The organism is Pseudoalteromonas sp. NZS11_1, from assembly GCF_015864275.1.
GTDB lineage: Bacteria > Pseudomonadota > Gammaproteobacteria > Enterobacterales > Alteromonadaceae > Pseudoalteromonas > Pseudoalteromonas arctica.
In genome coordinates this window covers 40,300-63,838 of the sequence record NZ_JADYXK010000015.1, presented here as the reverse complement: position 1 = coordinate 63,838, position 23,539 = coordinate 40,300, and the positions used below count along the sequence as shown (strand labels likewise).

At 39.4% G+C, this 23,539-nt stretch carries 24 protein-coding genes and 1 tRNA gene; 8 read left to right on the top strand and 17 right to left on the bottom strand.

All coding sequences use genetic code 11. The annotated features are described in order from the left end of the window. Positions 1-144: 144 nt before the first annotated feature. On the top strand, positions 145-645 hold the full coding sequence (locus I6F44_RS12035) for an RDD family protein (protein WP_024589715.1): 501 nt from the start codon (positions 145-147) through the stop codon (positions 643-645). Positions 646-746: 101 nt separating this feature from the next. On the opposite strand, the gene lptG is transcribed toward I6F44_RS12035, so the two are convergent. Further along, the gene (gene lptG, locus I6F44_RS12030; protein WP_007587278.1) at positions 747-1,814 is read right to left on the bottom strand and encodes an LPS export ABC transporter permease LptG; all 1,068 of its coding nucleotides are present in this window, start codon (positions 1,812-1,814) and stop codon (positions 747-749) included. Then, positions 1,811-2,923: an LPS export ABC transporter permease LptF gene (gene lptF / locus I6F44_RS12025; RefSeq protein ID WP_007587281.1), complete on the bottom strand. Its 1,113-nt coding sequence runs from the start codon at positions 2,921-2,923 to the stop codon at positions 1,811-1,813. The genes lptG and lptF overlap by 4 nt, the downstream gene beginning before the upstream one ends. 309 nt (positions 2,924-3,232) lie before the next feature. On the opposite strand from lptF, the gene pepA reads away from it, so the two are divergent. From pepA to I6F44_RS12010, 3 genes are all read left to right on the top strand, one after another. Further along, positions 3,233-4,744 carry a leucyl aminopeptidase gene (gene pepA, locus I6F44_RS12020; RefSeq protein WP_007587283.1) on the top strand — a complete coding sequence of 504 codons (1,512 nt, stop codon included), beginning with the start codon at positions 3,233-3,235 and terminating at the stop codon, positions 4,742-4,744. A gap of 150 nt (positions 4,745-4,894) precedes the next feature. Next, complete coding sequence (locus I6F44_RS12015; protein WP_197173850.1) at positions 4,895-5,341, top strand: DNA polymerase III subunit chi; 447 nt, start codon at positions 4,895-4,897, stop codon at positions 5,339-5,341. 53 nt (positions 5,342-5,394) lie between these two features. Continuing rightward, the gene (locus I6F44_RS12010; RefSeq protein ID WP_197173835.1) at positions 5,395-8,250 is read left to right on the top strand and encodes a valine--tRNA ligase; all 2,856 of its coding nucleotides are present in this window, start codon (positions 5,395-5,397) and stop codon (positions 8,248-8,250) included. 113 nt (positions 8,251-8,363) lie between these two features. Here I6F44_RS12010 and I6F44_RS12005 read toward each other — a convergent pair whose 3' ends face one another. Next, positions 8,364-9,626, bottom strand: a complete 1,263-nt coding sequence (locus I6F44_RS12005; protein ID WP_197173834.1) for an outer membrane protein transport protein — start codon at positions 9,624-9,626, stop codon at positions 8,364-8,366. A gap of 294 nt (positions 9,627-9,920) precedes the next feature. Between I6F44_RS12005 and I6F44_RS19620 the strand changes: the two genes are divergently transcribed. Beyond that, positions 9,921-10,244, top strand: coding sequence for a hypothetical protein (locus I6F44_RS19620; protein ID WP_024600722.1), 324 nt, complete (start codon positions 9,921-9,923; stop codon positions 10,242-10,244). On the opposite strand, the gene I6F44_RS12000 is transcribed toward I6F44_RS19620, so the two are convergent. Next, on the bottom strand, positions 10,204-11,418 hold the full coding sequence (locus I6F44_RS12000; protein WP_007587289.1) for an HD-GYP domain-containing protein: 1,215 nt from the start codon (positions 11,416-11,418) through the stop codon (positions 10,204-10,206). The two genes, I6F44_RS19620 and I6F44_RS12000, sit on opposite strands and share 41 nt — an antisense overlap. A 352-nt stretch (positions 11,419-11,770) precedes the next feature. Between I6F44_RS12000 and I6F44_RS11995 the strand changes: the two genes are divergently transcribed. Further along, positions 11,771-13,534, top strand: a complete 1,764-nt coding sequence (locus I6F44_RS11995; RefSeq protein WP_101216773.1) for a lysophospholipid acyltransferase family protein — start codon at positions 11,771-11,773, stop codon at positions 13,532-13,534. Positions 13,535-13,642: 108 nt separating this feature from the next. Here the strand turns inward: I6F44_RS11995 and I6F44_RS11990 are convergent, their stop codons facing one another. The 3 genes from I6F44_RS11990 to I6F44_RS11980 all read right to left on the bottom strand — a co-directional run bounded on the left by I6F44_RS11990 (position 13,643) and on the right by I6F44_RS11980 (position 15,171). Beyond that, a complete protein-coding gene (locus tag I6F44_RS11990) occupies positions 13,643-14,347 on the bottom strand; it encodes an NRDE family protein (RefSeq protein WP_101216774.1) in 705 nt (234 codons plus the stop codon). 1 nt (position 14,348) lies between these two features. Next, complete coding sequence (locus I6F44_RS11985) at positions 14,349-14,882, bottom strand: hypothetical protein (RefSeq protein WP_024589710.1); 534 nt, start codon at positions 14,880-14,882, stop codon at positions 14,349-14,351. A 214-nt stretch (positions 14,883-15,096) separates the two neighbouring features. Continuing rightward, positions 15,097-15,171, bottom strand: a tRNA-Arg gene (locus I6F44_RS11980). 246 nt (positions 15,172-15,417) lie between these two features. On the opposite strand from I6F44_RS11980, the gene I6F44_RS11975 reads away from it, so the two are divergent. After that, the gene (locus I6F44_RS11975; protein WP_007587299.1) at positions 15,418-15,600 is read left to right on the top strand and encodes a hypothetical protein; all 183 of its coding nucleotides are present in this window, start codon (positions 15,418-15,420) and stop codon (positions 15,598-15,600) included. A 3-nt stretch (positions 15,601-15,603) separates the two neighbouring features. Here I6F44_RS11975 and I6F44_RS11970 read toward each other — a convergent pair whose 3' ends face one another. From I6F44_RS11970 to I6F44_RS11960, 3 genes are all read right to left on the bottom strand, one after another. Next, positions 15,604-16,410, bottom strand: coding sequence for a phosphotransferase (locus I6F44_RS11970; RefSeq protein ID WP_197173833.1), 807 nt, complete (start codon positions 16,408-16,410; stop codon positions 15,604-15,606). 3 nt (positions 16,411-16,413) lie between these two features. Further along, entirely contained in the window at positions 16,414-17,031 is a 618-nt protein-coding gene (gene pnuC / locus I6F44_RS11965; RefSeq protein ID WP_101216777.1) for a nicotinamide riboside transporter PnuC, read from the bottom strand. 201 nt (positions 17,032-17,232) lie between these two features. Then, positions 17,233-17,484 (bottom strand): hypothetical protein, encoded by a 252-nt coding sequence (locus I6F44_RS11960; protein ID WP_007587304.1) that lies wholly within the window; start codon positions 17,482-17,484, stop codon positions 17,233-17,235. Positions 17,485-17,591: 107 nt separating this feature from the next. Between I6F44_RS11960 and I6F44_RS11955 the strand changes: the two genes are divergently transcribed. Further along, positions 17,592-17,831 (top strand): DUF2960 domain-containing protein, encoded by a 240-nt coding sequence (locus I6F44_RS11955; protein WP_007587305.1) that lies wholly within the window; start codon positions 17,592-17,594, stop codon positions 17,829-17,831. Positions 17,832-17,850: 19 nt separating this feature from the next. Here I6F44_RS11955 and alr read toward each other — a convergent pair whose 3' ends face one another. The 7 genes from alr to rpsR all read right to left on the bottom strand — a co-directional run bounded on the left by alr (position 17,851) and on the right by rpsR (position 23,534). Next, on the bottom strand, positions 17,851-18,930 hold the full coding sequence (gene alr, locus I6F44_RS11950; RefSeq protein WP_007587306.1) for an alanine racemase: 1,080 nt from the start codon (positions 18,928-18,930) through the stop codon (positions 17,851-17,853). Next, positions 18,930-20,309: a replicative DNA helicase gene (gene dnaB, locus I6F44_RS11945; RefSeq protein ID WP_007587308.1), complete on the bottom strand. Its 1,380-nt coding sequence runs from the start codon at positions 20,307-20,309 to the stop codon at positions 18,930-18,932. Before dnaB ends, alr begins: the two co-directional genes overlap by 1 nt. A 113-nt stretch (positions 20,310-20,422) precedes the next feature. After that, the gene (locus I6F44_RS11940) at positions 20,423-21,361 is read right to left on the bottom strand and encodes a DUF4097 family beta strand repeat-containing protein (RefSeq protein ID WP_197173832.1); all 939 of its coding nucleotides are present in this window, start codon (positions 21,359-21,361) and stop codon (positions 20,423-20,425) included. A 9-nt stretch (positions 21,362-21,370) separates the two neighbouring features. Further along, positions 21,371-21,853: a hypothetical protein gene (locus I6F44_RS11935; protein WP_010554893.1), complete on the bottom strand. Its 483-nt coding sequence runs from the start codon at positions 21,851-21,853 to the stop codon at positions 21,371-21,373. Further along, on the bottom strand, positions 21,840-22,388 hold the full coding sequence (locus tag I6F44_RS11930; protein WP_101216067.1) for an RNA polymerase sigma factor: 549 nt from the start codon (positions 22,386-22,388) through the stop codon (positions 21,840-21,842). The genes I6F44_RS11935 and I6F44_RS11930 overlap by 14 nt, the downstream gene beginning before the upstream one ends. 430 nt (positions 22,389-22,818) lie before the next feature. After that, positions 22,819-23,271 (bottom strand): 50S ribosomal protein L9, encoded by a 453-nt coding sequence (rplI, locus tag I6F44_RS11925; protein ID WP_002962755.1) that lies wholly within the window; start codon positions 23,269-23,271, stop codon positions 22,819-22,821. 35 nt (positions 23,272-23,306) lie between these two features. Then, positions 23,307-23,534 (bottom strand): 30S ribosomal protein S18, encoded by a 228-nt coding sequence (gene rpsR / locus I6F44_RS11920; protein WP_007378475.1) that lies wholly within the window; start codon positions 23,532-23,534, stop codon positions 23,307-23,309. Positions 23,535-23,539: the final 5 nt, after the last annotated feature.

The following is a 23,539-nucleotide window of genomic DNA, read 5'->3' as shown; positions in this document are numbered from 1 at the left end:
ACCAATAGCAGGGTCTTTTTCATTTCCCCTGTAGGTAATAACTTAAAGCAATAAAATCAATTCCCTCTCTAAGCATTAACATGTCTTAGTATTTGTAAGCTTTTTTGCTAAACTAGCTCGCATATTAATAGTGAGAGTGTATTTATGTCGGGTGAGTTTCCACGTGCTGGTTTTTGGCGCCGTTTTGCGTCGTTAGTTTACGATACGTTAGCCATTATTGCGTTTGCGATGTTAACTGTAGTGCTGTATTTATTTGCAGTACAAGGGCTTATTTCTCTCGATGTAATTAGTTTAAATGGCGCAGAGGATGTATCTGCCTTTATTCAAAATTCAAATCTTCTTTCGGGTATTCGTACCGCTCTTTTAATTATTGTTACCTTAGTATTTTTTGGCTACTTTTGGACTAAAAGCGGGCAAACCATTGGCATGCGTGCATGGCGTTTAAAAGTACAAACTATTGAGGGTAATTTAATTAGCTGGCCGCAATCAATTATCCGCAGCGTTAGCGCTTTACTCGGTTTAGGTAATTTGGTGGTGTTAGTAGATTTTAAAAACAAAAAAGCACTGCAAGATTACATCTCTAAAACAGAAGTTATTGCACTTACTAAAGAAGAAAACAGACGTATTTATAGTGAGCTTGATTAATACCAACTTTTCAAATCGTGAGTTAAGCGGTAACTAAGCAGTAGTTAAAAAGCAAAAAGGGTGACCAGTGGTCACCCTTTTTAATGCTTTGAATAGGTACTCTATACCCGTTTATTCATCAAATATGTCGCAAAGCCTATAAATATAATACTGGGCAATACCGCACCTATAATGGCTGGTATTTGGTAAACCATAACTACAGGGCCAAATATTTCATTAGTTAAGTGAAACACAATCCCCGTTACAACACCCATAATAATACGTGCGCCCATAGTAACGGTACGTAGTGGGCCAAATATAAACGAGAGCGCCACCAGCAGCATTACCGCAACAGATACTGGCTGCATCAACTTACGCCATAGAGCAAGCTCATAGGTACTTGTGTCTTGTTCGTTTTGCTCTAAGTAACTTAAATACGACCAAAGCCCAGTAAATGAAAGTGACTCCGGTTTTACCGAAACAACCCCTAACTTTTCAGCTGTGAGTTGCGAAGGGTAAAACTCTTCTGGTAATTGCTCGGTTGTGGTTTTTTCGCTAGTAATAATAACCTTATTTACGTCACGAAGCAGCCAGCCTTCTTTTCGGCTCAGTGCATCTCTTGCTTTAGTAATTTGGGTAAGCTCTAACGATTTATCAAAGTGGTACATGTGTACCCCGTTGAGCCTGCCGTTTTCATCAACATCTTCAATATTAATAAAATTATTGCCGTCTTTAGCCCATACACCTTTTTGTGTATTAAACACATCGCCGCCATGTATTGCTTGGTTACGCATTTCTTTAGCGTGTAATTGCGCTTCAGGTGCACCCCATTCGCCAAGAGCCATCATGCATACAGCCATAAATATGGCAGTTTTCATCACAGAGCCAATTATTTGTAAGCGCGACATACCGGCGGCTTGCATCACTACCAGCTCACTGTTTGAGGCAAGTGCCCCTAAACCCGTTAAGCCACCAATTAGCGCAGCCATCGGAAAAAAAACCACTAAATCGCCAGGTATTGTGTAAAGCGTGTAAAGCATTGCAGTCATTAAATCGTAACTGCCGCGCCCTACCGACTTTAACTGGTCGATAAATTTAATTAAGGTGCTAATACCAACAAGTACCAACAATGCAAAGCCGGTAGTTTGTAAAATACTGCGGCCTAAATACCAATCAAGCGTTTTCATCATGAGCCTAACTCCCGCTTAGTTACTACGGCTTTAAGCCAAGCGCCCAGCGGTCGCCCTTTTATAATTAATAACCCACCTATAAACAAGGCACTTAGATGAATCCACCACAAGCCGATTGAAGGCGGGATTTTGCCATCTTCAACTGCAAATTTAGCGGCATTTAGTAAAATAAAGTAGCCTAAGTACAAGCTAATAGCAGGTACTAGTTTTGCAAATTTACCTTGTCGAGGATTAACCACACTTAGCGGCACTGCCAGTAAGGTAAGTAGTGGGATTGATAACGGAATAGCGAGTCGCCATTGCCATTGAGCAATAGATTCAGGAGTATTTATAGCCAATAATTGGTTAGTTGGCACAGCCTCTAATTTACGGCGTTGATGCTCTATTTCTTGTTCTCGTATTTGTACGCTATAACCATCAAATTCTGTTAAATTAAGTGCAGGCGTTGTGCCGTCTGTTTCGTAACGTTTTCCATCAGTAAGCACTAGCTGTTGCTCACCATTTACAGCTTCAACCACAACACCTTGCTGTGCATATACTAAGCGCGCTAGATTGCCTTTTTCGCTATCAGGTAACTGTGCAACAAATACCTTATTGAGCTCTTTGCCGCCTTTTTCAATATTATGAATAAACACCACGGCTTTTTCGTTACCGGTTTCTTGGAACCGCCCAGCTCTGAGTGCAGATAACCCTGCATCGGCTTTGGCTTGTTCTTTCAATTGATACTCTTGCTCGCTTGCCCACGGCGCTATATACATAGTCAATGCAGCGGCTAATATGGCAAGCCCAACGCTTGATATAAGCGTTACGCGCACAACATACCATTCACTTACGCCACAGGCTTTAAGTACGGTCATTTCGCTATCGGCGTAAATACGGCTGTAAGCCAAAATAATGCCTAAAAATATACTCAGCGGAAGTATTAGCGAGGCCAGTTGTGGAAGCTTTAGTGCAATCATCGATAGCACTAATTTAGCAGGAATGCTGCCCTCAGAGGCATCACCTAAAATACCAACTAACTTTTGTGACAAAAATATTGTCATTAAAGTTAAAAATACGGCGACCTGCGATTTTAAAACCTCAGCGGTCAAATAACGGAAAATTAGCAATGCTCGCCCCTGTTAAACATGGAATTTCACTACGATAGTGAGAATTGAATAGTTAAATAGCTATTTTACCCAATTAATACCGGCAAATAGGCTATTATTATAAGCCATCAAATTTAATTATCCTACCTAAGTGCACGATATAATGTTGCATTAGTAGCCCTTAAGCATATAAAGTTCAATTACACAGTAAGAGTCTAACAAAATCAGCTAAAATAAGAATTATCCGCACATAAGTTACGTAGATAAGACTAGAAAATACTTTTTTAGCCCCAACTTACTAACTTAAATGACTCAAAATCAGGAGTGACAATGGAATTTAACGTAAAAAGTGGTAGCCCAGAAAAACAGCGCAGCGCATGTATTGTGGTTGGCGTTTACGAGCCACGTAGGTTATCCCCCATTGGTGAACAACTCGATAAAATTAGTGATGGCTATATCTCTAATTTACTTCGCCGTGGCGACTTAGAAGGTAAGCCAGGCCAAGTTTTATTATTGCATCATGTACCTAATGTATTAAGCGAGCGTATATTGCTTGTTGGTTGTGGTAAAGAGCGCGAGCTTGATGATAAGCAATATAAACAAATTATTTCTAAAACTATTAATACCTTAAACGAAACAGGCTCTATGGAAGCAGTCTGCTTTTTAACAGAGCAACACGTTAAAGGTCGCGACACTTACTGGAAAGTTCGTCAAGCAGTAGAAACAACGCAAGATTGCTTATATACGTTTAACCAATTAAAAAGTAAAAAAGTAGACCCTCGTCGTCCACTTCGTAAAATGGTGTTTAACGTACCAACACGACGCGAACTAACGATTGGCGAAAGTGCCATTGAGCATGGTTTAGCCATTGCTGCAGGTAGTAAGCTGTGTAAAGACGTGGCTAATATGCCACCAAATATTTGTAACCCAGTGTACTTAGGCGAGCAAGCACAAGAGTTGGCAACTAATTTTGACAACATCACTGTTGATATTATTGGCGAAAAGCAAATGGCAGAACTAGGTATGAATTCTTACCTAGCTGTTGGCCGAGGTAGTGATAACGAATCAATTATGTCGATTATTAACTACAAAGGCGCCGCTGACGACCAAGCCCCTATTGTACTTGTTGGTAAAGGCTTAACGTTTGACTCAGGCGGTATTTCATTAAAACCAGGCGAAGGCATGGACGAAATGAAATACGACATGGGCGGCGCTGCAGGTGTTATTGGCGCAATGCGTGCACTTGCACAAATGCAATTGCCAATTAACGTTATTGGTGTTTTAGCTGGCTGTGAAAACATGCCTGGCTCAAACGCGTATCGCCCAGGTGATATTTTAACAACAATGTCGGGGCAAACAGTTGAAGTGTTAAACACCGACGCTGAAGGTCGTTTAGTATTGTGCGATGCACTAACGTACGTTGAACGCTTTAATCCAGATACCGTTATTGACGTAGCAACACTTACTGGCGCTTGTATTGTAGCTCTTGGCGCGCATGCGACTGGTTTACTATCAAACCATAACCCACTTGCACACGATTTATTAAAAGCGTCTGAGCAAAGTGGCGACCGTGCATGGCAGTTACCGTTATGGGATGACTATCAAGATCAGCTAGAAAGCCCATTTGCTGACTTTACAAACTTAGGTGGACGCTCTGCGGGTACTATTACTGCGGCATGTTTCTTGTCTAAATTTACTAAAAAGTATCATTGGGCGCATTTAGATGTTGCGGGTACAGCGTGGCGCAGTGGCGCTAAAAAAGGCGCAACGGGTCGTCCTGTTCCAATGCTTACTCAGTATTTATTAAATAGAGCTGGCGTAAGTGAAGCCGCTCAAGATTAAACACACGGTTTAACTACTTATAAGGCGCCATTTGGCGCCTTATTTATTTGTGTATTAATTGAAGCAAACCCCGTTATATGGCAAAATCTGCCTCTTAATTTATGTATATCAATTTGGTATACATTCAATGTCATGGGAAACCCCGATACAATGAACATGAACGCTAAATTTTTCGTTCTAAAGCAACAAGATGAGTCTAAAGCCCAGGCTGACGATCATTTTGCTTTGGCTGCTCAAATTGCGGCCGATCAGTATCGAAATGGGCAGCGTGTGTTTATTTGTGTTAACGATAACGAAGCAGCCTGTGCCATTGATGAAATAATTTGGGCATTCGATCCAGATAGTTTTGTGCCACATAATTTACAAGGTGAAGGCCCTAAAGGCGGCGCACCTGTAGAAATTGGTATTACGCCACCTGTTGGCAATCGTAAAGTTTTAATTAACTTGGCTACTCAGTTACCGGATTACATTCGTCGGTTTAACCAAGTTTTTGATTTTGTACCCGTAGAAGCAGCGGCTAAACAAGCAGCCCGTGAGCGTTTTAAAAAGCTACGCCAACTCGGTGCCAATCTCACCACGCAAGATATTAATAGCTAGCCAATCAGGCAAACTAACCAACTAATTTAAGTACTTATTTAAGGTTCTGTGTAATGGATAAAACCTACAATCCGCAAGATATTGAACAGTCTCTATATCAAGACTGGGAACAAAAAGGCTACTTTAAGCCATCTGGCAAAGGCGTACCATATTCAATTATGATCCCGCCGCCAAATGTCACTGGTAGCTTACACATGGGCCACGCCTTCCAAGATACAATAATGGATACCCTAACGCGTTTTAAACGTATGCAAGGTAACAACACATTATGGCAAGTAGGTACTGACCACGCAGGTATTGCAACGCAAATGTTAGTTGAGCGTAAACTGCATGCCGAAGAAGGCAAAACACGCCACGATTTAGGCCGCGAAGATTTTATTAATAAAATCTGGGAATGGAAAAAAGAATCGGGCGGCACTATTACCAAGCAGCTTCGTCGCCTTGGCGCATCGGTTGATTGGGATCGTGAACGCTTTACCATGGACGATGGCCTATCTGAAGCCGTTAAAGAAGTGTTTGTACGCCTTCACAAAGAAAACCTAATTTATCGTGGTAAACGCCTAGTAAACTGGGATCCTAAATTACACACTGCTATTTCTGATCTTGAAGTTGAAAACAAAGACAAAAAAGGCCACATGTGGAACTTACGTTACCCACTGGCTGATGGCGTTACAACGCAAGACGGAAAAGACTACATAGTAGTAGCAACAACTCGTCCAGAAACCATGCTTGGCGACTCGGGTGTTGCAGTAAACCCTGATGACGAACGCTACATAGATTTAATCGGTAAAGAGATTTTATTACCTATCGTTAATCGTCGTATTAAAATTGTTGCTGACGAACATGCCGATAAAGATAAAGGCACGGGCTGTGTAAAAATAACCCCAGCGCACGACTTTAACGATAACGAAGTGGGCAAGCGTCATCAAATGCCGATGATCAACATTTTCGATAAAGACGCCGCTATTTTAACCCAAGGTGAAACATACACCTTTGACGGTAAAGAGCTTGAGTTTGATGCGCCAATTCCTGAGCGCTTGCGCGGGCTTGATCGTTTTGCAGCGCGTAAAGCAATTGTGGCTGAATTTGAAGAACTAGGCCTACTTGAAAAAATTGAAGACCATGGTTTAACGGTTCCTTACGGCGATCGCTCTGGCGTGGTAATTGAGCCACTACTTACCGACCAATGGTATGTACGTGTTGCACCACTTGCTGAACCGGCAAAAGACGCTGTTAAAAACGGCGATATTCAATTTGTACCTAAGCAATACGAAAACATGTACTTCTCGTGGATGAACGACGTACAAGATTGGTGTATTTCACGCCAGCTTTGGTGGGGTCATCGTATCCCAGCTTGGTACGACAATGAAGGTAACGTATTTGTTGGTCGCGACGAAGCTGAAGTACGCCGTGAAAACAACATTGCAGATAACGTAACGCTAAGCCAAGACGAAGACGTACTTGATACGTGGTTCTCATCAGCGCTTTGGACTTTCTCTACACAAGGTTGGCCAGAAAATACCGATGATTTAAAAACCTTCCACCCGTCTGACGTGTTGGTAACTGGTTTTGATATTATTTTCTTCTGGGTTGCACGCATGATTATGATGACGCTGCACTTTGTAAAAGACGAAAATGGCAAACCACAAGTTCCGTTTAAAACCGTATATGTAACTGGCTTAATACGTGACGACAATGGCGATAAAATGTCTAAGTCAAAAGGTAACGTACTTGACCCACTAGACATGATTGACGGCATTGAACTTGAAGACCTAGTACAAAAACGTACTGGTAACATGATGCAGCCAAAACTTGCCGCTAAAATCGAAAAAGATACGCGTAAAGTATTTGCAGGCGGTATTGAAGCACACGGCACCGACGCCCTTCGCTTTACCCTTGCTGCAATGGCATCTACCGGTCGTGATATTAACTGGGATATGAACCGCCTTGAAGGTTACCGTAACTTCTGTAACAAATTATGGAACGCGAGCCGTTACGTATTAATGAATACAGAAGAGCTCGATTGTGGTTTTGCAAACGATGCTGATAAAGAGTTCTCATTAGCTGACCGTTGGATTTTAGGTCAATACGAAGCTACCGTTAAAACCTACACAGAACACCTAGATAACTACCGTTTTGACCTAGCTGCTAACACGCTTTACGAATTCACTTGGAATCAATTTTGTGATTGGTATTTAGAGCTAACTAAACCAGTATTGTTTAAAGGCAATGAAGCACAGCAACGTGGTACACGCCATACGTTAATAACGGTACTTGAAAGCTTACTGCGTTTAATGCACCCAATGATGCCATACATTACTGAAACTATTTGGCAACGTGTTGCACCACTTGCAGGCCTTGAAACAGAGAACACCAGCATTATGGTTCAGCCGTTCCCTGTATATAACGAGGCAAGCGTTGATGCTAAGGCAATGGAAGATTTAGAGTGGGTTAAACAATTCATTTTAGCTATTCGGAATATTCGTGGTGAAATGGATATTAGCCCAAGTAAACCGCTTAGCGTTTTACTTGCTAATGCATCGAGCGACGACGTGCGCCGCATTGAAGAAAACAAATCATTTTTAGCGTCCCTTGCAAAAATTGAAGAGTTTACAATGCTTGAAAACAAAGATGACGCACCAGCATGTGCAACATCTTATGTTGGCAACCTTGAGATCATGATCCCAATGGCAGGCTTAATTGATGTAGAAGCCGAGCTTTCACGTATTAATAAGCAACTCGAAAAAGCAGAAAAAGGCCTAGCACAAGTGCAAAACAAACTTGCTAACGAAAAGTTTGTTAATAATGCGCCTGAAGCCGTGCTTGCTAAAGAAAATGCAAAACTGGCTGAGTTTAGCGATGCTAAAACTAAGCTACTTGAGCAAAAAACTAAAATAGAAAGTTTATAATTTTAGTTATTATGTCTGTTTAGCATTTATTAAACAGGCATTAAAAAAGCCGCTCACTTTAATAAGTGAGCGGCTTTTTTGTGCCTTGCATTTAACTACAAAGCACTTCTATGTTAGAACTTGTAGTTGTACTGAGCGCCAAGTAATACCGCGTGGCCTTTAGACTCGAAGCCCCATTGGCTGCCTGAGTCATCTGCTTCAGTAAAGGTTTGAGTTTTACCACGAATAATACTCACGCCTAAATCTACATTTGATTGTTTATCGATTGTGTAATTACCACCAAACGAGAACCAAAAACGATCTGTATCTGGAATAGAGATAGAAAGGTGTGTTTGCGATACTGGAGACTCATCAAATGCTACACCAGCACGAAGTAATAAGTCTTCGTTTAGTTGGTAATCAGCACCTACAGAGTATCTGAAAGAGTCATCAAACTGCTCTTGCTTTTCAAACGCAACAAACTTATCACCAGTTGGTAGTGTCACTTGTGCTTCTAGTGACTCAAAACTGCTCCAACCTGTCCATAATACACTGTAATGTAAGCCTAACTTGTCATCTAGCTGATGTGAGCCAGAAAACTCAGCAATAGCTGGTAGTGTTAGATCAACAGCACCTGGAAACTTAGCACCACCAGTACCGCCTACTGGTAACTCGTTTGAGAAATCACCATCAAATGTGATGTCTGTTTCGCTGCGATAGTTAAAACCAAAACGGCTGTTATCATCTAGCTGGTACATTAAACCAACGTTTAAACCAAAACCAGTATCATCACCTTGAAGATTTACTGCATCAGCACCAAAATCAATACCGCTTGCATTAGCACCCACTTTACGAATAACAGTTGCATCAGCATAGATAGCGTTTAAACCAATACCAAAGCTGAATTGCTCAGTTACTTTATAAGCAACGCTTGCATTAAGGTTAACAGTAAAGATTTCTGTTTCGCCAGCAATTTGGCCAGCTACATATTCGTCGTTAAACTCTGTAGATAAACCAAAGTTAGAAAATGCGCCAAAACCAATCGATACTTTATCGTTGTAAGGCATAGTAAAGTAAATAGCAGGTACTACAGCACTTGGTGCAATGCTGTCGTCATCTAATGCACTTGGGTTAATACCGTTATTAGTACTTTCGCCTTCAATACTTACATCTGGAATTACGCCAATAGCAGCAACACTTAGTTGCTTGTCTTTAAATAAAGTCATTAGTGCTGGGTTACGTGCAACTACAGACGCATCGTCTGCGATAGAAGCTTCACCAGCGTATGCACGGCCTAAACCCGATGCATTTTGCTCTGATAATTGAAACGCAGCTGCAAAGCTATCAGCTGAAACAAATGCAAGCGAAGCTGCAATAATAGTTTTAGAAAATTTCATTGTTGAGTCCTTAACCAAACTGACCGTCTGGGTACTATGTGTGTTGTTATTAGGATTTAAAACTTGGCTACACTACCTTAATTTTTTGTAAAAAACTCTATGAAAGTGTCAAAAAACAGCAAAAAACCCGGTTTTTAACCACATTTTAACGACAAATTAACGGTAATTTAAAACTCATCGGACTAGAAGTGTGCTATTAGAGCAAACACTCTAACTGTAATTAATTATCATTTAGATTGACTTGGGTTTAGCGGCCACTTACACTCATTATAAAATCGCAAAGGAAGTGAAACTGTGATCATTTTATTTATTATTACAGGGCTAATATTTTGTGGGGCGAGTGTGTTTTGCTTTTACAAAGCAAACTACTGCGCCTGTACTCAAGCAGGACAATGCGATAATCCCGTAAACCATTATTGGCTAGGGGCAATGTTAAATGCGTTGATCTCTTTAGCCCTGTGTTGTTTTGCATTGCACGTAGAGCTAGGCACTTTGCTATGGTTAACACTGATGGGAAGTTGCTTTTTGGGTGCATTTATTTCAGCAAAACAAACTAAAAAAAGGCAATGCAGTAAGGCTAATTCAACAAATGCTCTTTTAGCAGGCGAGACAAATTAATCTGATAATCTAAGGGCTTAACGCTTGATAGTATTTTAAGCTCTTGGGTGTGCTCACTTAAATCGATGTCTTTCGGTGTAACATGATGATTGTGCTTAGCATTATAAAATAGCTTAATTTTAGGTTTAATAGGATTTAATACGTTCCCTTCAAGCACTAAGGCTAAACGTTCATTCGTTAATTTTACAATAGTTCCTACCGGATGAACCCCTAAACACTTTATAAAACGCTGTACTAACTCACCATCAAACAATTGCTTATTGGCTAATAAGTACCGCAATGCGTTGATTGGTTCATCACCATCTTGATGCATTCTATCGGCAGTCATTGCATCGTACACATCTACAATTGCCATTATACGCGCTGGACGACTTAACTTCTCTGCCTGTAGGCCTCGCGGATAACCAGAGCCATCTAAGCGCTCATGATGATTCACTATCATATCAAGCATAAGGGGTGTTATACCCTTCTCGCCTTTAACTAAACCCAAACCTTGAGCTACATGCTTTTTAATCGCTAAGAGCTCATTATTAGTAACCTTAGTTGGCTTTGAAAATATACCCTGCGGTAATTTAGCTTGGCCTAAATCATGAAGTAACGCGCCCATGGCAAGCTCTTGCACAACAGCCATTTTGTACCCTAAGTATTTAGCAAATACAGCGGTAAAAATGGCGCAGTTGATCATATGCCGCCAGTTATAGCTGTGTTTATCTTTTATACGAGTAAGAATAGTCATGGCGTTGGCGTTACGAAAAACTGAGCTGACTATTTCGCTGGCTATTTCATCAAGCACTTTTATATTAACACTCAGGCCAGATGTTAAGTCACCGTATAACGACTGTAGCTTTCGGCCATGCTGATCGTAATTGACACTCGCTTTAGCAAATTCTTGTTCAATTGAGATTGCTATAGGTGTTTTTTCGGCTTTTTGCTGGCTATTAGATGTTTTAGGTTTGCTTTGAGGCTTATATTTGGCAGGAACTGGGGCATCGCCTTTAGCAAAATCTATAAGCAGCTCAAGCACCCCTTCAGAGACTAAACGCTTAATAATAGATCTATCGCGTACTAAGCCACTGGTCTTAATTTTTATGCTATTGATCCCTTCATGTTGCTTAGTAACACTATCAACATACATACCAGGAGTAAGCTCAGACACGGGCAAAGTAATTAGCATAAAGGCGGGATTTTTCTATTAAGGAATATGTACCTTAAATAGCATTAATTAAGCCTAAAAGTCTAGTTTTTGAGTTGTAAGTAGTTATATATAACTAAAACCATTATTTACAGCCCTATTAGAGCTGCACTGTAATTCTGATTATTTTACTTTTTAATAATTAAACGCTTTCATCTCAACTACACTAAATTGCTTATCACTAAAAAGCAGGTGATTTAGTTATAAAATTTATCTAATCATTATAAAAAAGCGAACTTTATTAACCTTTCTTGAACATAATATTGTTTTGCCTCGGTCTCAATATACACAGCACTTAATAACAACTGCTTTAAATTCTTAAGAGTACTAATATATGACAAAACTAAACCACCCCGTATCAAACCTAAGTGTGGCTGCAATAAACACAGCCTCGCCTTTGGGTCATATATTAAAAGTAGCCGCTCCACTGCTCGATAGCTTATTAGGTATAAATAAACTGCGTGATATATACCTCTCTAATAATTTATCGGGTTTAGATAAGCAGGAGTTTAGTGAAAAGCTTTTAAATGTATTGGGTATTAATGTACTTGGCGCACAAAGTGTTATTAACAAAATACCTAAGCAAGGCCCTTGCATAGTAGTATGTAACCATCCTTATGGCATGATTGAGGGCGTAATAATTGCCAAATTACTCACCCATTATCGTAGCGATACTAAAGTAATGGCTAACGTTGGTTTAAAAATATTTACAGAAATTAAAGATTATTTTATTTTTGCCAATCCGCTAAAACCAAAAGCAGCCATTAATACCAGTGCAATTAAACAGTGTTTTAAACATGTAAATAACGATGGTTTACTTGTGGTTTTTCCTGCTGGCAGGGTTTCGTTTTTTCAATCAAAAAAACAACGTGTAACCGACGGTCAATGGAATCGCTTAGCGGCTCAACTAGCCTTAAAAACACAAGCCCCTTTATTACCTGTGTTTATTAGTGGTCAAAATAGCCCTATGTTTTACAATTTGGGACGTATTTACTACCGATTTAGATTATTAATGCTAATACGTGAATTACTTAAAATTCAAAAAAGGTCCATTAATTTAGGTGCTGGTAATTTACTTACACCCAAGTTATTAAATAAATTTGAGAAAACTGACGACATTAACGATATTGCGCGCCTGCTTTGCTATTTAAACGATGAACGCTTTGTAACACCTTGGCAAGACGATGCCCAATCAATGCAACTAAAAGCGATTATGCAGGATGTCGATAAAACAAAAATGACGAGTGAACTTGCTAGCTTACCAAGCGAGCAGCACTTATTAGACTTCAAAAGTTACTCCGTTTATTACGGTTATCAAGATCAAATACCTAATTGTGTTGCTGAAATAACACGCCTTAGAGAAATAACCTTTCGTACATTAAACGAAGGAAGCGGCGAGCCATGTGATACCGATAAGTTTGACGCAAGCTACATGCATTTATTTATTTTTGATCATAAAAATGAAGAGATCATTGGAGCTTATCGAATTGGACAAACTGATTTATTACAAAAAAATAGCGACGTGAGCGCCCTTTATTTATCGCAAATGTTTAATTTTGAACCCTCTTTTATTAATCAACAACAGCCGTGCTTGGAAATGGGTCGCTCGTTTATAGTTCAAAAACATCAAGGCAGTTACCATGGCTTATTACTGCTATTTAAAGGGATCGGTGCGTTTATGGCGCATAACCCACGTTATAGGACTTTATATGGCACGGTTTCATTAAGTAAGCTTTACGACCCTCGTTCTGTCGCAATCATTGACCATGCTATGGTTAATAATAAACAAGGTGTTAGCGCCAATACGCCTTTTAATAATAAAATTCATCCAGAGTTTGAAGACTTCATTAATGATCACGCGTTAAACATAGATCATGTATCAACATTGGTTATGGGAATAGAAGAAGATAAAAAAGACATACCGATTTTATTAAAGCAATATCATAAGCTAGGCGCTCAATTTCATTGTATGGGAATTGACAGTAACTTTAATCACACCCCAGGATTACTTTTAAGTGTGCACCTACCAAGTGCGCCTGAAAAGCTACTTAAGCTCTACCTTGGTGATAAAAAAGATGATTATATAAATCACTCATAATTTTCATCTGCTGTATTAATACAGCAGATGAAAATAGAGCAACAAAAAAGTCGACGCAATTAATTGCGTCGACTTTTTTAGTTATGTAACAGCTATAAAAATATTTAGTTAAGCTGTAGCCACTTTTAAACAACTAATGCTGCTAATGAGCTGAGACTGCTTATCAAAATAATTAAAGCGTATAGTGTTACCAACTTTAATATGGCTAATACTGACTGTCATTGCATCTTCTCTTTGCATATTTACACCATATTGGCCTTGCTCGGCTTTGCTGTAATGAAATGCTAAAAACTGCTCACTTGCAGGATATCTTAAGTCAATAAGTTGCTTAAATTGTTGTTTACGCTTTTGTGTAACTGTTTCTAGCTCAACGCCAGACGACGTTGCAAGCGATTCAACTTGGCAATCGATTAATTGTTTTGTGTCCCATCGAACAAAAGCGATGTGACCATTATTTAGCGATAATTTATCCGGAAAAATACACAATTTAAAAGGCGCGTAACCCGATAAATCCATATTTTTTAATTGAGACAATGCAGGGGTATTATTGCTTAGTAAATGCGGGATTAAGAGGCCTCTGCTGTGCTTTACGGCAGTTATATCAAATGCACTTTGATAATCGTTTAATAAAGCTAACGTTTGCCCCCAATGCGATACACCAAGCCAAGTACCACCCCCTTGCGGATCGATAGGGTAAATTGCGTTATCTGTGTGCTTACTCGGGGCGAGTGCCATTTCTCGTGTTTTTTGTTCATCACGATTAAAAAACAACTCGTAGCCATCATCAGTTAGGAAGTAACTTAAAGTGCACATATTAACTTTGCAGTGATTTTAATTGGCTTTGTTGGCTTTTTTCTCTCAAAAAAGTGGCTGTACTTGGTGCTAACCCAAAGTTCTGGTCGAATGATGCTTTTTGTGCAAAGGTAATTTGTGAAATCATCGCATAGTGATGTACTGCATGGCTTCCTACAAATATAAGCTCTCGTGCTAATGAGGTTGTTACAGTTTGTACATTTTTACTTTTAATTGATACTTCGCTTGAAAGTAACAGCGGTTTATTAAAATCATCTGTACTTAGCTGTTCAATCCACGATGCTATCTCGGCAATTTTTTTTATAGCTTCGCAGGGGTTACTTTCAATATTACTGCCGCGTAGGCGACTATCGTAATCAATATTATTTATACCAAAGCCCGTCATTAAAGATTGGTAATGATCGATAATGTGGCGCATATGTGACCCAGCTGAACTAATGAAATTAGGAGCAACGATTTGCGAATAATCCTCTTTAGTTACACTTTCAAGATAAGCATGTCCTTGAGCGAGTATTTCTAACTGACTATTTAACATTGAATCGGTTTTCCTCATTTATAATTTCGTCGTATATGCATACATAACGTTAGATAACATTTTGAATAATGCAATTTTGCATTGTATAAATAACTAGAAAGCTGTTCTTACAATAAAATTTCAAAATTTATGCAGTAATACATTTTTAAATACAAAAGTAATTAATGAAAAGCTAGATAATATAGAGGGGAATATTAGTAGATGTAAAAGCAAATGGCGCTCTCGGTAGGGATCGAACCTACAACTCAGCCTCCGGAGGGCCACGTGATATCCATTTCACCACGAGAGCACATTTGTTGCCGCCACACCAACTCGCGATATCAGTGCTTTAGCATCAGCAATGATAAAGAGATCTTTAAATAAATACCAGTAACATCAGCTTATATGCTTATTAATTAAACTCTTTTAAATAAAACACTTCACAATGGCTTAAAAACACGCTATTTATTCTTATTGAATAGGAAACAGTAACGGTTTAGCAACATTGAAACTATGATTGTCGCTGTGCGGATTAATTTAATACGAGGAAATAATGATGAGTTTAATGTCTACTGAGCAAGTTGCTGAGTTTTTAGGTGTAAAAGTAGAGCGCGTAAAACGTCTCTCTAGAGAAAGTTTATTAATTGCTAAATCAGAAGATGAAAATGGTGAACCACAATTTGATACAGCCGAAGTAACAAAATACAAAGAGCTCGCCGAGCGCTTTGGTGGTCTTTAACATCTATAAAAAAGTATTATTAACGAGTTTAGTTAGCTGCGCGCGTAACATTACAGATTTACTAGTTATGCTGCGCTCTTCATACCAGCCAATACATAACACTAAAAAAAACAGCTTATAGTAATTCAGCTTATCCATTGAAGGATTAAACGTTTTTGTTTTATCGATGCTATTTTTATAGTTATTTAACAATGCGCTTTCACTGCTCTTATTAAGATTAAAGCTCACTGCAAGGGCTGCCAAATCAAAATACACATCATTAGTTTGTGCATATTCAAAGTCAATTAAATACATGCCTGAAGCATTTACAATAATGTTATCTTTTACTAAGTCGTTATGACAAAAGCCTGCATTAAATGACATAGCTGCAACGGCTTTGAGTGCCTTCTCTATTTGAGGTTTATATTGCGTATAGACGTCGGTGCTTTGATAAAAATGAAGCTCTTTAGCTATATCCATTGGCGCGGTAGACATTTTGTAATTGTGCACTTGAGCAAGTTTATTAATAAAGCTAAGCGTTATATCCGATTGCGCGCTCTTGCCTTCAATATAATTAAACACCGCACGACCATTTTCTTTATCAAGCCAAATAGGCGCAGGACATATATTAAAGTCACTTAAAAAGCGCTGCGCTTCAAGGCCGTCACTTGGCCAATGGCTTTTATAACACTTTAACAAATACCCTTGTTGCTCGGTACGTATTAAAAAGTTATCGTTACTAAAGCCATTAAGTAATCGCTCGCTTGAAACAATGCTTGTAGGCTCTATAAACGCACTACACATTTTTACTAACTGAGTATGTGCAATCATTGATTAAAGCTGTGCTAGAGGCTTAGCTTGGCTTTGTTCGTACTCTTCGTACCAAGTTTTAAAGCCCCACGCTGCCATAATCGTATAAAATATAAAGAGTGCTAGCGTTGGGTAATAGCCTTTTTCGTAATATAAATACATAGAAGCGGCATCTATTACAATCCAGTACAGCCAGTTTTCGAGGACTTTTTTAGCCACTAAGTAAGTAGTTACTACGGCAAAACACGTTGTAAAACTATCAAGATAAGCAAAATCGGCATGAGTATAGTTTTGCATAACGTAACCAATACCTATTGCAGCTACGGTTGTTAAACTAATTAAAACAGCATGACGGTTTATCGACCACGATGTAATATTTAAATTTGCAGCCTTGCCTTTACGCCATACAACCCAGCCAAATACAGCCATATACATATAATAAAAATTAAGTAATGACTCCATAAGCAATGCGCCATTCCAATACATTATTGTATAAATGAGCGTGCTAAAAAATGCCGCTGGCCAACACCATAAGCTTTCTTTTATTGCTAATAATAAATAAGCCATCGACAACCCTACCGCAATATATTCCCAATGCGACATTGCTGTAAAACCACTTAAGGTTTGTGTTAAAAAGTCCATATTATGCAGTTACCGTTTAGTTGTGCCGATTGTTATACCAATCTGCTTATATACGGGGTCTATTTAACGTTAAGGGAATTACGCTAGAACTAGGCAAAAATTTTTGTATCTAGTTGTTCTAAATAAAAAATTTTTAACGACGTTATAGTGCAATTTAATTCGTTAAATTGATCAAAGATTTATGCAGGTTGGTATTATAGGTTATTCAGGCGATAAGTCGCCAGAGAGAAACTTACATACAAAAATAGCTTTACCAAATTCTTCATATGAGCGCTTAATTTCGGTATTTAACACCTGCATTACTAAATCGTAATCACCAAAAATTTGCGTTGATAACGTGTTAGTAATCACTTTTAAATCATCGTATTCGTTTAATCTGTCAATAAAGCCCTGAATAAACGGGATATAATCTTGGTGAAGTGGGTATTTACTGATCTCTACTGATAATTTCATTTTTGACTCTTTATTTTAATTACCGATTACAACAAGTCATTCAATGCTAGAGCCGTTATTAAATACAGTGTAAAATCGCTGCAACACTCAATTGAAATGAGCTTAAAATGGCACGTAGAATAACCTACAAATATAAAAACGAACCGCGCGAGATTAATTTCGCTAAAGATAAATACCACGACATGTATCAAGCAATTGCTGCCGCCGAAGGTATTGATCTAACTAATTACTTAAGCATGGTACAGCAAATAGAAATGACCTCAAAAGGGTCTGCTTCTGTTCGTAACTTTCGCGACCAAGAATTTGCCCGTATGGGCTTTAGCGACGTTTACTTTATAAAAGAGTAAATACCGCTTTATAGCTGTATTAACGCTGATACTCATAACTTACGCGCGGTGTAATATTACATAATAGCTCGTAAGGGATAGTATCAGCGCATAATGCTATTTCTTCAACTGGTAGCTCAGGGCCCCACATAGTGACTCTGTCGCCCACTTTGATATTGTGCTCATTAGCGCCTATATCTACGCTAATCATATCCATAGCAACACTGCCAACAATACCATAACGCTGCTTACCAATTATTACTGGTGTGCCCTCTTTAGCGTGCCGAGGATAACCATCGCCATAACCCATAGCCACAACAGCTAATTTGGTTGGTTTATCGCTTTTCCAACGTCCGCCATACCCTACCGCCTCATTGGCTGGTACATTACGCACCGCAATTACGCGCGTAGTTAAGCGCATAACTGGTTTTAATTTATGTTGTTGCCCAATACTATTTGCCATTGGCGATACGCCATATAGCATAAGCCCAGGGCGCACCCAATCACCATGACCGCTCGGCCATGCAATAATACCAGCAGAATTTGATAAACAATGTGCTTGGTCAATGCCATTCACTAAGTTATCAAATAACGTGATTTGTTGAACCGTTTTGGCATTATCAACATCATCAGCACACGAAAAGTGTGTCATTAAATTAACGGTATTTTTGGCGTTAGGTGTTTTTTGTAAGCGGTTATAAAACTCTTCAAACTGCTCTGGCGCAATACCTAGTCGATGCATACCTGTATTTACTTTTAACCAGCATGTTATTGGCGCATCGAGCTTTGCTTTTTCAAGCGCGGCTAATTGGTATTCGTCATGAATAATAGTTTGAAAGTTATTAGCGAGTAAAATAGGTAAGTCGGCTTTGTTAAAAAAGCCTTCTAGTAAAACTATTGGCTTTGTTAAGCCCCCAGCTCGAAGGGCAAGCCCTTCATCTATTCGCGCCACAGCAAATGCGTCAGCATTATTTAAATGCTGCGCAATCGTTACTAAACCATGCCCGTAAGCATTTGCTTTTAGCACCGCCATTACTTTGCTGTTAGGTGCAAAGCACTTAACTTGCGCTAAATTATGCGCAAGTGCAGCTAAATTAATTTCAGCAGTGGCTAGGCGCATTAGTAATCATCATCTACCGCTGGTCCCGCGTAATTATCAAAGCGAGAAAATTGACCTTGGAATGTTAAACGCACTTTACCAATTGGGCCGTTACGTTGTTTACCTATAATGATTTCGGCAATACCTTTGTCAGTACTGTCTTCGTTATAAACTTCATCACGGTAAATAAACATGATTAAATCAGCATCTTGCTCTATCGACCCCGACTCACGTAAATCTGAGTTAATAGGACGTTTATCGGCACGTTGCTCTAGCGTACGGTTAAGCTGCGAAAGCGCAACAACCGGACATTTTAGCTCTTTTGCTAGTGCTTTAAGTGAACGTGAAATTTCAGCAATTTCTAGCGTTCGGTTATCAGCAAGGCTTGGTACACGCATTAACTGCAAGTAATCGACCATGATCATACTAATGCCACCGTGGTCGCGGGCTATACGCCTTGCACGTGAACGTACATCGGTAGGTGTTAAGCCCGATGCATCATCAACGTACATTTTACCTTTTTCCATCAACAAGCCCATTGTTGATGAAAGTCGTGCCCAATCGTCATCATCTAATTGACCAGTACGTACCTTAGTTTGGTTAATACGGCCAAGAGACGCTAACATCCTCATCATAATTTGTTCTGAAGGCATCTCTAGAGAGTAAATTAATACTGGTTTGTCTTGAGTCATTGCAGCATGTTCTGCAAGGTTCATCGCAAAAGTGGTTTTACCCATTGATGGACGCGCTGCAACAATAATTAAGTCAGAAGGCTGTAAGCCCGTCGTCATTTTATCAAGATCGGCATAACCTGTACTTACACCCGTAACACCATCTTGTGGTGATTGATAAAGCTCTTCTATTTTATCAACGGTTTTTTCAAGGATGCTATGAATGCTTTGCGGGCCTTCATTATTTTTTGTTCGTTGCTCAGCTATTTTAAACACTTTGCTTTCGGCAAAATCGAGTAAGTCGTGACTGGTACGTCCTTCGGTGTTAAAGCCGGCTTCTGCAATTTCGTTCGCTACGCCAATCATTTCACGTACAACAGCACGTTCGCGTACAATACTTGCGTAAGCGTCAATGTTAGCAGCACTTGGCGTGTTTTTAGCTATTTCTGCTAAATAAGCAAAGCCACCAATTCCTGCCAGTTTATTATTTTTTTCTAAACTTTCAGAAATAGTGATTAAATCTATCGGATCGCCAATCTCAGCAAGTGCCGTCATCGCCTCAAAAATTAACTTGTGCGTGCGGGTATAAAAATCCTGTGATACAACAAGCTCCGCTACGCGGTCAAAAGCTTGGTTATCAAGCATTAAGCCACCTAAAACAGATTGTTCAGCTTCTATTGAATGGGGAGGAACTTTAAGTGTATCGACTTGCTTATCTGGTTTGGCCATAACTTCACAGTAGTAAAATTGAATGGCTCTATTCTATCGACTTGAAGGGGCTGTGCAAATAGAAAAGCAGGAAATCTTTTCCTGCTTTTTGTAATCGTGAAGGTGAATGAGCGTTATTTAATACGAAGCTCTATGCGTCCACTAATTGTATCCATTTCAACATTAGCATTACCGCCATTAATGCTAAATTCTAAATCACTGGCTGGGCCGTATTTAGCTTTACTGACTTTATCGCTAGTAACTTTATTAATGATTTTTCCATTAGCGTGCGCTTTAATTTCAAAATTTGCAGATATGCTGTCAGGAAAGTAAAAATCACCATCGCCACTTACCGATTCAAAACGTACATCACCGCCTTTTAAAAGCTCTTTAATATGTACTTCGGCTTCGCCATTTACCGTGTTAATACGTAAGTTTTTAATTGACGATAGCGTAAAATCTATATCGCCATTTACATTTTCAAGGCGCACATCATTGGCGCTTGAGGTTGATTTAATATCACCATTAACAGCGCTAAAACGTAGTTCACCACTCGATTCCCTATCGTTAATTTCGCCATTTACGGTTTCAAATTGAATATTCCCACTTAGGTTTTCTGCATTTACATCACCATTTACGGTGGTGAGCTTAATGTTGCCAGTAATATCATCTACCGTAATTTCGCCATTAACCACATCAACTTCAGCGCCGTTTTTTAGCACTTTCGCAGTCACCGATACATTAACGCCAGCAAACTCTAAACTACTGCTTTTAGGCATAAATATGGTTAGGCTTGAGCCATCGCCATTATTACTCCAATTTGATTTACGTGGCATTTTTACAATAAACTGAGTTTTATCGCCATTTGTTTTAAGCTCATAACCCTCGGCTTTGTCATCAAGCTCGCCAGATACTTTAAATTCGTTTTTATCCCAGCCTGTAATATGTATATCACCGCGTTGGTTTTCAATAAAAATAGTGCCGCCACTTGGTACGTCTATTTGCTTATCTATTTTTTCACCCGCTAATACCGCCAACGGAAATAAGCTCAGTCCTAATAAAATCGCTTTCATGTCGTACTCCTAAATGTGCTGCCAACGTGGCGCATGCACCTTGTTAATTAAATCAAGTTGTTGTTGATATATTTGCGCTAACATTGTTAGTAGCGCTTGGTTTTGTGGCTCATTTTCAAGAACTTGCTTTATTGCTTGCTCTGCATTTTCAAGCTCTTGTAGCTGCGTTTGCCAGTTAGTGGTCAATGCTTCTTTATTTTCATATTCAACCAACAAACTGTTTTTTTGCGCCGAAAAGTAATCACTTATAGCCACTACGGGTTGTGGCTCGGGCGCTATAACAAATAAATTTACAGCAATTAAAGCCGCTAATGTGCAGGCAGCTATTGCTGTTAGTTTTGGCCAAATAGCAGTGCCTTTTAGGTCCTGCTTATTACTAACCATTGCTCGCTCAATTCCCGCCCACAGGTCTTTTTGTGGCGTAATGTCTTTATCAAGCGTGTTTAATGACTCATTTAAATAGTCGTCAAAATTTGGTTTATTCATTTTCATACCACTCTTGTAGTAGCTGCCTAGCACGATGATATTGCGATTTACTTGAACCAACAGCCATACCTAATTGCTCGGCTATTTCCTCGTGCCTGTAACCTTCGATTGCAAACAACACAAACACCATACGTGCGCGCTCAGGGAGCCTTACTATTAATTTATCGAGACCATTTAAGCCTTTGCAGTCATTAGCTGATTGCTCATCCATACCGCAGTGTTCAATGCTCACTACTTTTTGCAGCCAATTTTTTTGCTTGCGTAAGTAACTAATTGCTACATTACTGGCAACGCTGTAAAGCCAAGTAGAAAACTGCGAGCGACCGTCAAATTGCGCTATTTTACGCCATACCTGTACAAACACTTCTTGGGCTGCATCTTCAGCATGCGCTTGGTCCGCTAATAAGCGTAAACATAAACCGTAGACTCGTTTTATATGTAACTCATAAAGCGTTGTGTATGCGCCTTGATCACCTGATTTAATACGCTCAATGAGTTTAGCTTCGCATAAAGGCGTTTGTTCGGGTTTAACGTGTAACATCCGTGATGTCGCCTTTTAATTATTATTATTGAGTTAGTGTATTGATAAGTTAGACGTAATAACAGTTCGAAAAGGTTTAAAGCGAATGAAAAAATAATTGAATAAAAAAGGGGCTTGTACGAGGCTTTATACCAATTCGCTTAATTAAGTGATCTATTTTGAGGATGGAAAAACGTGTTGATAGCTAGACAAAAAATTCGCTATTTAGTTGTTCTCGGCAATTGCTCCTGCATTGCTCTACCTTCTGCATCCATGCAGTCGTAAATGAGAATTTTTTAACACAGGTAGCGACACGTTTAGCCCCGCAAAATGATTAAGTATTATTGCGGATTGGTATTATTTAACTGCGCCCTTAACTAATTAAAGTTAGCCAAATTATAGACACAAAAAAGCCGTGCTAATAGCACGGCTTTTGTCGCTTAATTAAAAATTAAGCTTCAGCGATTACGATTACTTTAATAGTAGCCGTTACGTCTGAGTGAACTGAAATTGATACGTCAAATTCACCTGTCTCACGGATAGTACCTAGAGGCAAACGAACTTCTGACTTAGCAACTTCAACACCAACAGCTGAGATAGCGTCAGCGATGTCACGAGTACCGATTGAACCGAATAACTTACCTTCGTCACCAGCTTTAGATACTAATGTAACTTCTGCTAATGCTTCTAGTTTTTCAGCGCGTGCTTGTGCAGCAACTAACTGTTCAGCGATTTTCGCTTCAAGTTCTGCACGACGAGCGTCAAACGTTTCAATGTTAGCTTTAGTCGCAGGAACTGCCTTACCTTGAGGGAAAAGGAAGTTACGTGCGAAACCAGATTTAACTACAACCTGTTCACCTAGGCTACCTAGGTTAGCGATCTTATCTAGTAGAATAACTTGCATGTTTCTACACCTTTTAAAAACTGTTAATCCGCTGCTTACTTATGTAAGTCAGTGTATGGAAGAAGGGCTAAGTAGCGAGCACGCTTAATAGCAGTTGCTAGCTGGCGCTGAAATTTAGCGCTAGTACCTGTGATACGGCTAGGTACGATTTTGCCACTTTCTGTAACATAGTTTCTAAGAGTAGCTAGATCTTTGTAATCGATTTGTTTTACGCCTTCCGCTTTAAAGCGGCAGAACTTACGACGTCTGAAATAACGTGCCATGAGAT

What these genes read in the sequence shown, in the direction of transcription:
- I6F44_RS11955 (WP_007587305.1), top strand. Translation starts at nt 17,592, where the DNA reads ATGGCACGTAGAATAACCTACAAATATAAAAACGAACCGCGCGAGATT.
- I6F44_RS12005 (WP_197173834.1), bottom strand. Translation starts at nt 9,626, where the DNA reads ATGAAATTTTCTAAAACTATTATTGCAGCTTCGCTTGCATTTGTTTCA.
- alr (WP_007587306.1), bottom strand. Translation starts at nt 18,930, where the DNA reads ATGCGCCTAGCCACTGCTGAAATTAATTTAGCTGCACTTGCGCATAAT.
- lptG (WP_007587278.1), bottom strand. Translation starts at nt 1,814, where the DNA reads ATGATGAAAACGCTTGATTGGTATTTAGGCCGCAGTATTTTACAAACT.
- I6F44_RS11960 (WP_007587304.1), bottom strand. Translation starts at nt 17,484, where the DNA reads ATGAAATTATCAGTAGAGATCAGTAAATACCCACTTCACCAAGATTAT.
- I6F44_RS12000 (WP_007587289.1), bottom strand. Translation starts at nt 11,418, where the DNA reads ATGCTAATTACTTTGCCCGTGTCTGAGCTTACTCCTGGTATGTATGTT.
- rpsR (WP_007378475.1), bottom strand. Translation starts at nt 23,534, where the DNA reads ATGGCACGTTATTTCAGACGTCGTAAGTTCTGCCGCTTTAAAGCGGAA.
- rplI (WP_002962755.1), bottom strand. Translation starts at nt 23,271, where the DNA reads ATGCAAGTTATTCTACTAGATAAGATCGCTAACCTAGGTAGCCTAGGT.
- I6F44_RS11990 (WP_101216774.1), bottom strand. Translation starts at nt 14,347, where the DNA reads ATGTGCACTTTAAGTTACTTCCTAACTGATGATGGCTACGAGTTGTTT.
- I6F44_RS11975 (WP_007587299.1), top strand. Translation starts at nt 15,418, where the DNA reads ATGAGTTTAATGTCTACTGAGCAAGTTGCTGAGTTTTTAGGTGTAAAA.
- I6F44_RS11995 (WP_101216773.1), top strand. Translation starts at nt 11,771, where the DNA reads ATGACAAAACTAAACCACCCCGTATCAAACCTAAGTGTGGCTGCAATA.
- I6F44_RS12010 (WP_197173835.1), top strand. Translation starts at nt 5,395, where the DNA reads ATGGATAAAACCTACAATCCGCAAGATATTGAACAGTCTCTATATCAA.
- I6F44_RS11985 (WP_024589710.1), bottom strand. Translation starts at nt 14,882, where the DNA reads ATGTTAAATAGTCAGTTAGAAATACTCGCTCAAGGACATGCTTATCTT.
- pnuC (WP_101216777.1), bottom strand. Translation starts at nt 17,031, where the DNA reads ATGGACTTTTTAACACAAACCTTAAGTGGTTTTACAGCAATGTCGCAT.
- dnaB (WP_007587308.1), bottom strand. Translation starts at nt 20,309, where the DNA reads ATGGCCAAACCAGATAAGCAAGTCGATACACTTAAAGTTCCTCCCCAT.
- I6F44_RS12015 (WP_197173850.1), top strand. Translation starts at nt 4,895, where the DNA reads ATGAACATGAACGCTAAATTTTTCGTTCTAAAGCAACAAGATGAGTCT.
- I6F44_RS12035 (WP_024589715.1), top strand. Translation starts at nt 145, where the DNA reads ATGTCGGGTGAGTTTCCACGTGCTGGTTTTTGGCGCCGTTTTGCGTCG.
- I6F44_RS11970 (WP_197173833.1), bottom strand. Translation starts at nt 16,410, where the DNA reads ATGATTGCACATACTCAGTTAGTAAAAATGTGTAGTGCGTTTATAGAG.
- I6F44_RS11940 (WP_197173832.1), bottom strand. Translation starts at nt 21,361, where the DNA reads ATGAAAGCGATTTTATTAGGACTGAGCTTATTTCCGTTGGCGGTATTA.
- I6F44_RS11935 (WP_010554893.1), bottom strand. Translation starts at nt 21,853, where the DNA reads ATGAAAATGAATAAACCAAATTTTGACGACTATTTAAATGAGTCATTA.
- I6F44_RS11930 (WP_101216067.1), bottom strand. Translation starts at nt 22,388, where the DNA reads ATGTTACACGTTAAACCCGAACAAACGCCTTTATGCGAAGCTAAACTC.
- pepA (WP_007587283.1), top strand. Translation starts at nt 3,233, where the DNA reads ATGGAATTTAACGTAAAAAGTGGTAGCCCAGAAAAACAGCGCAGCGCA.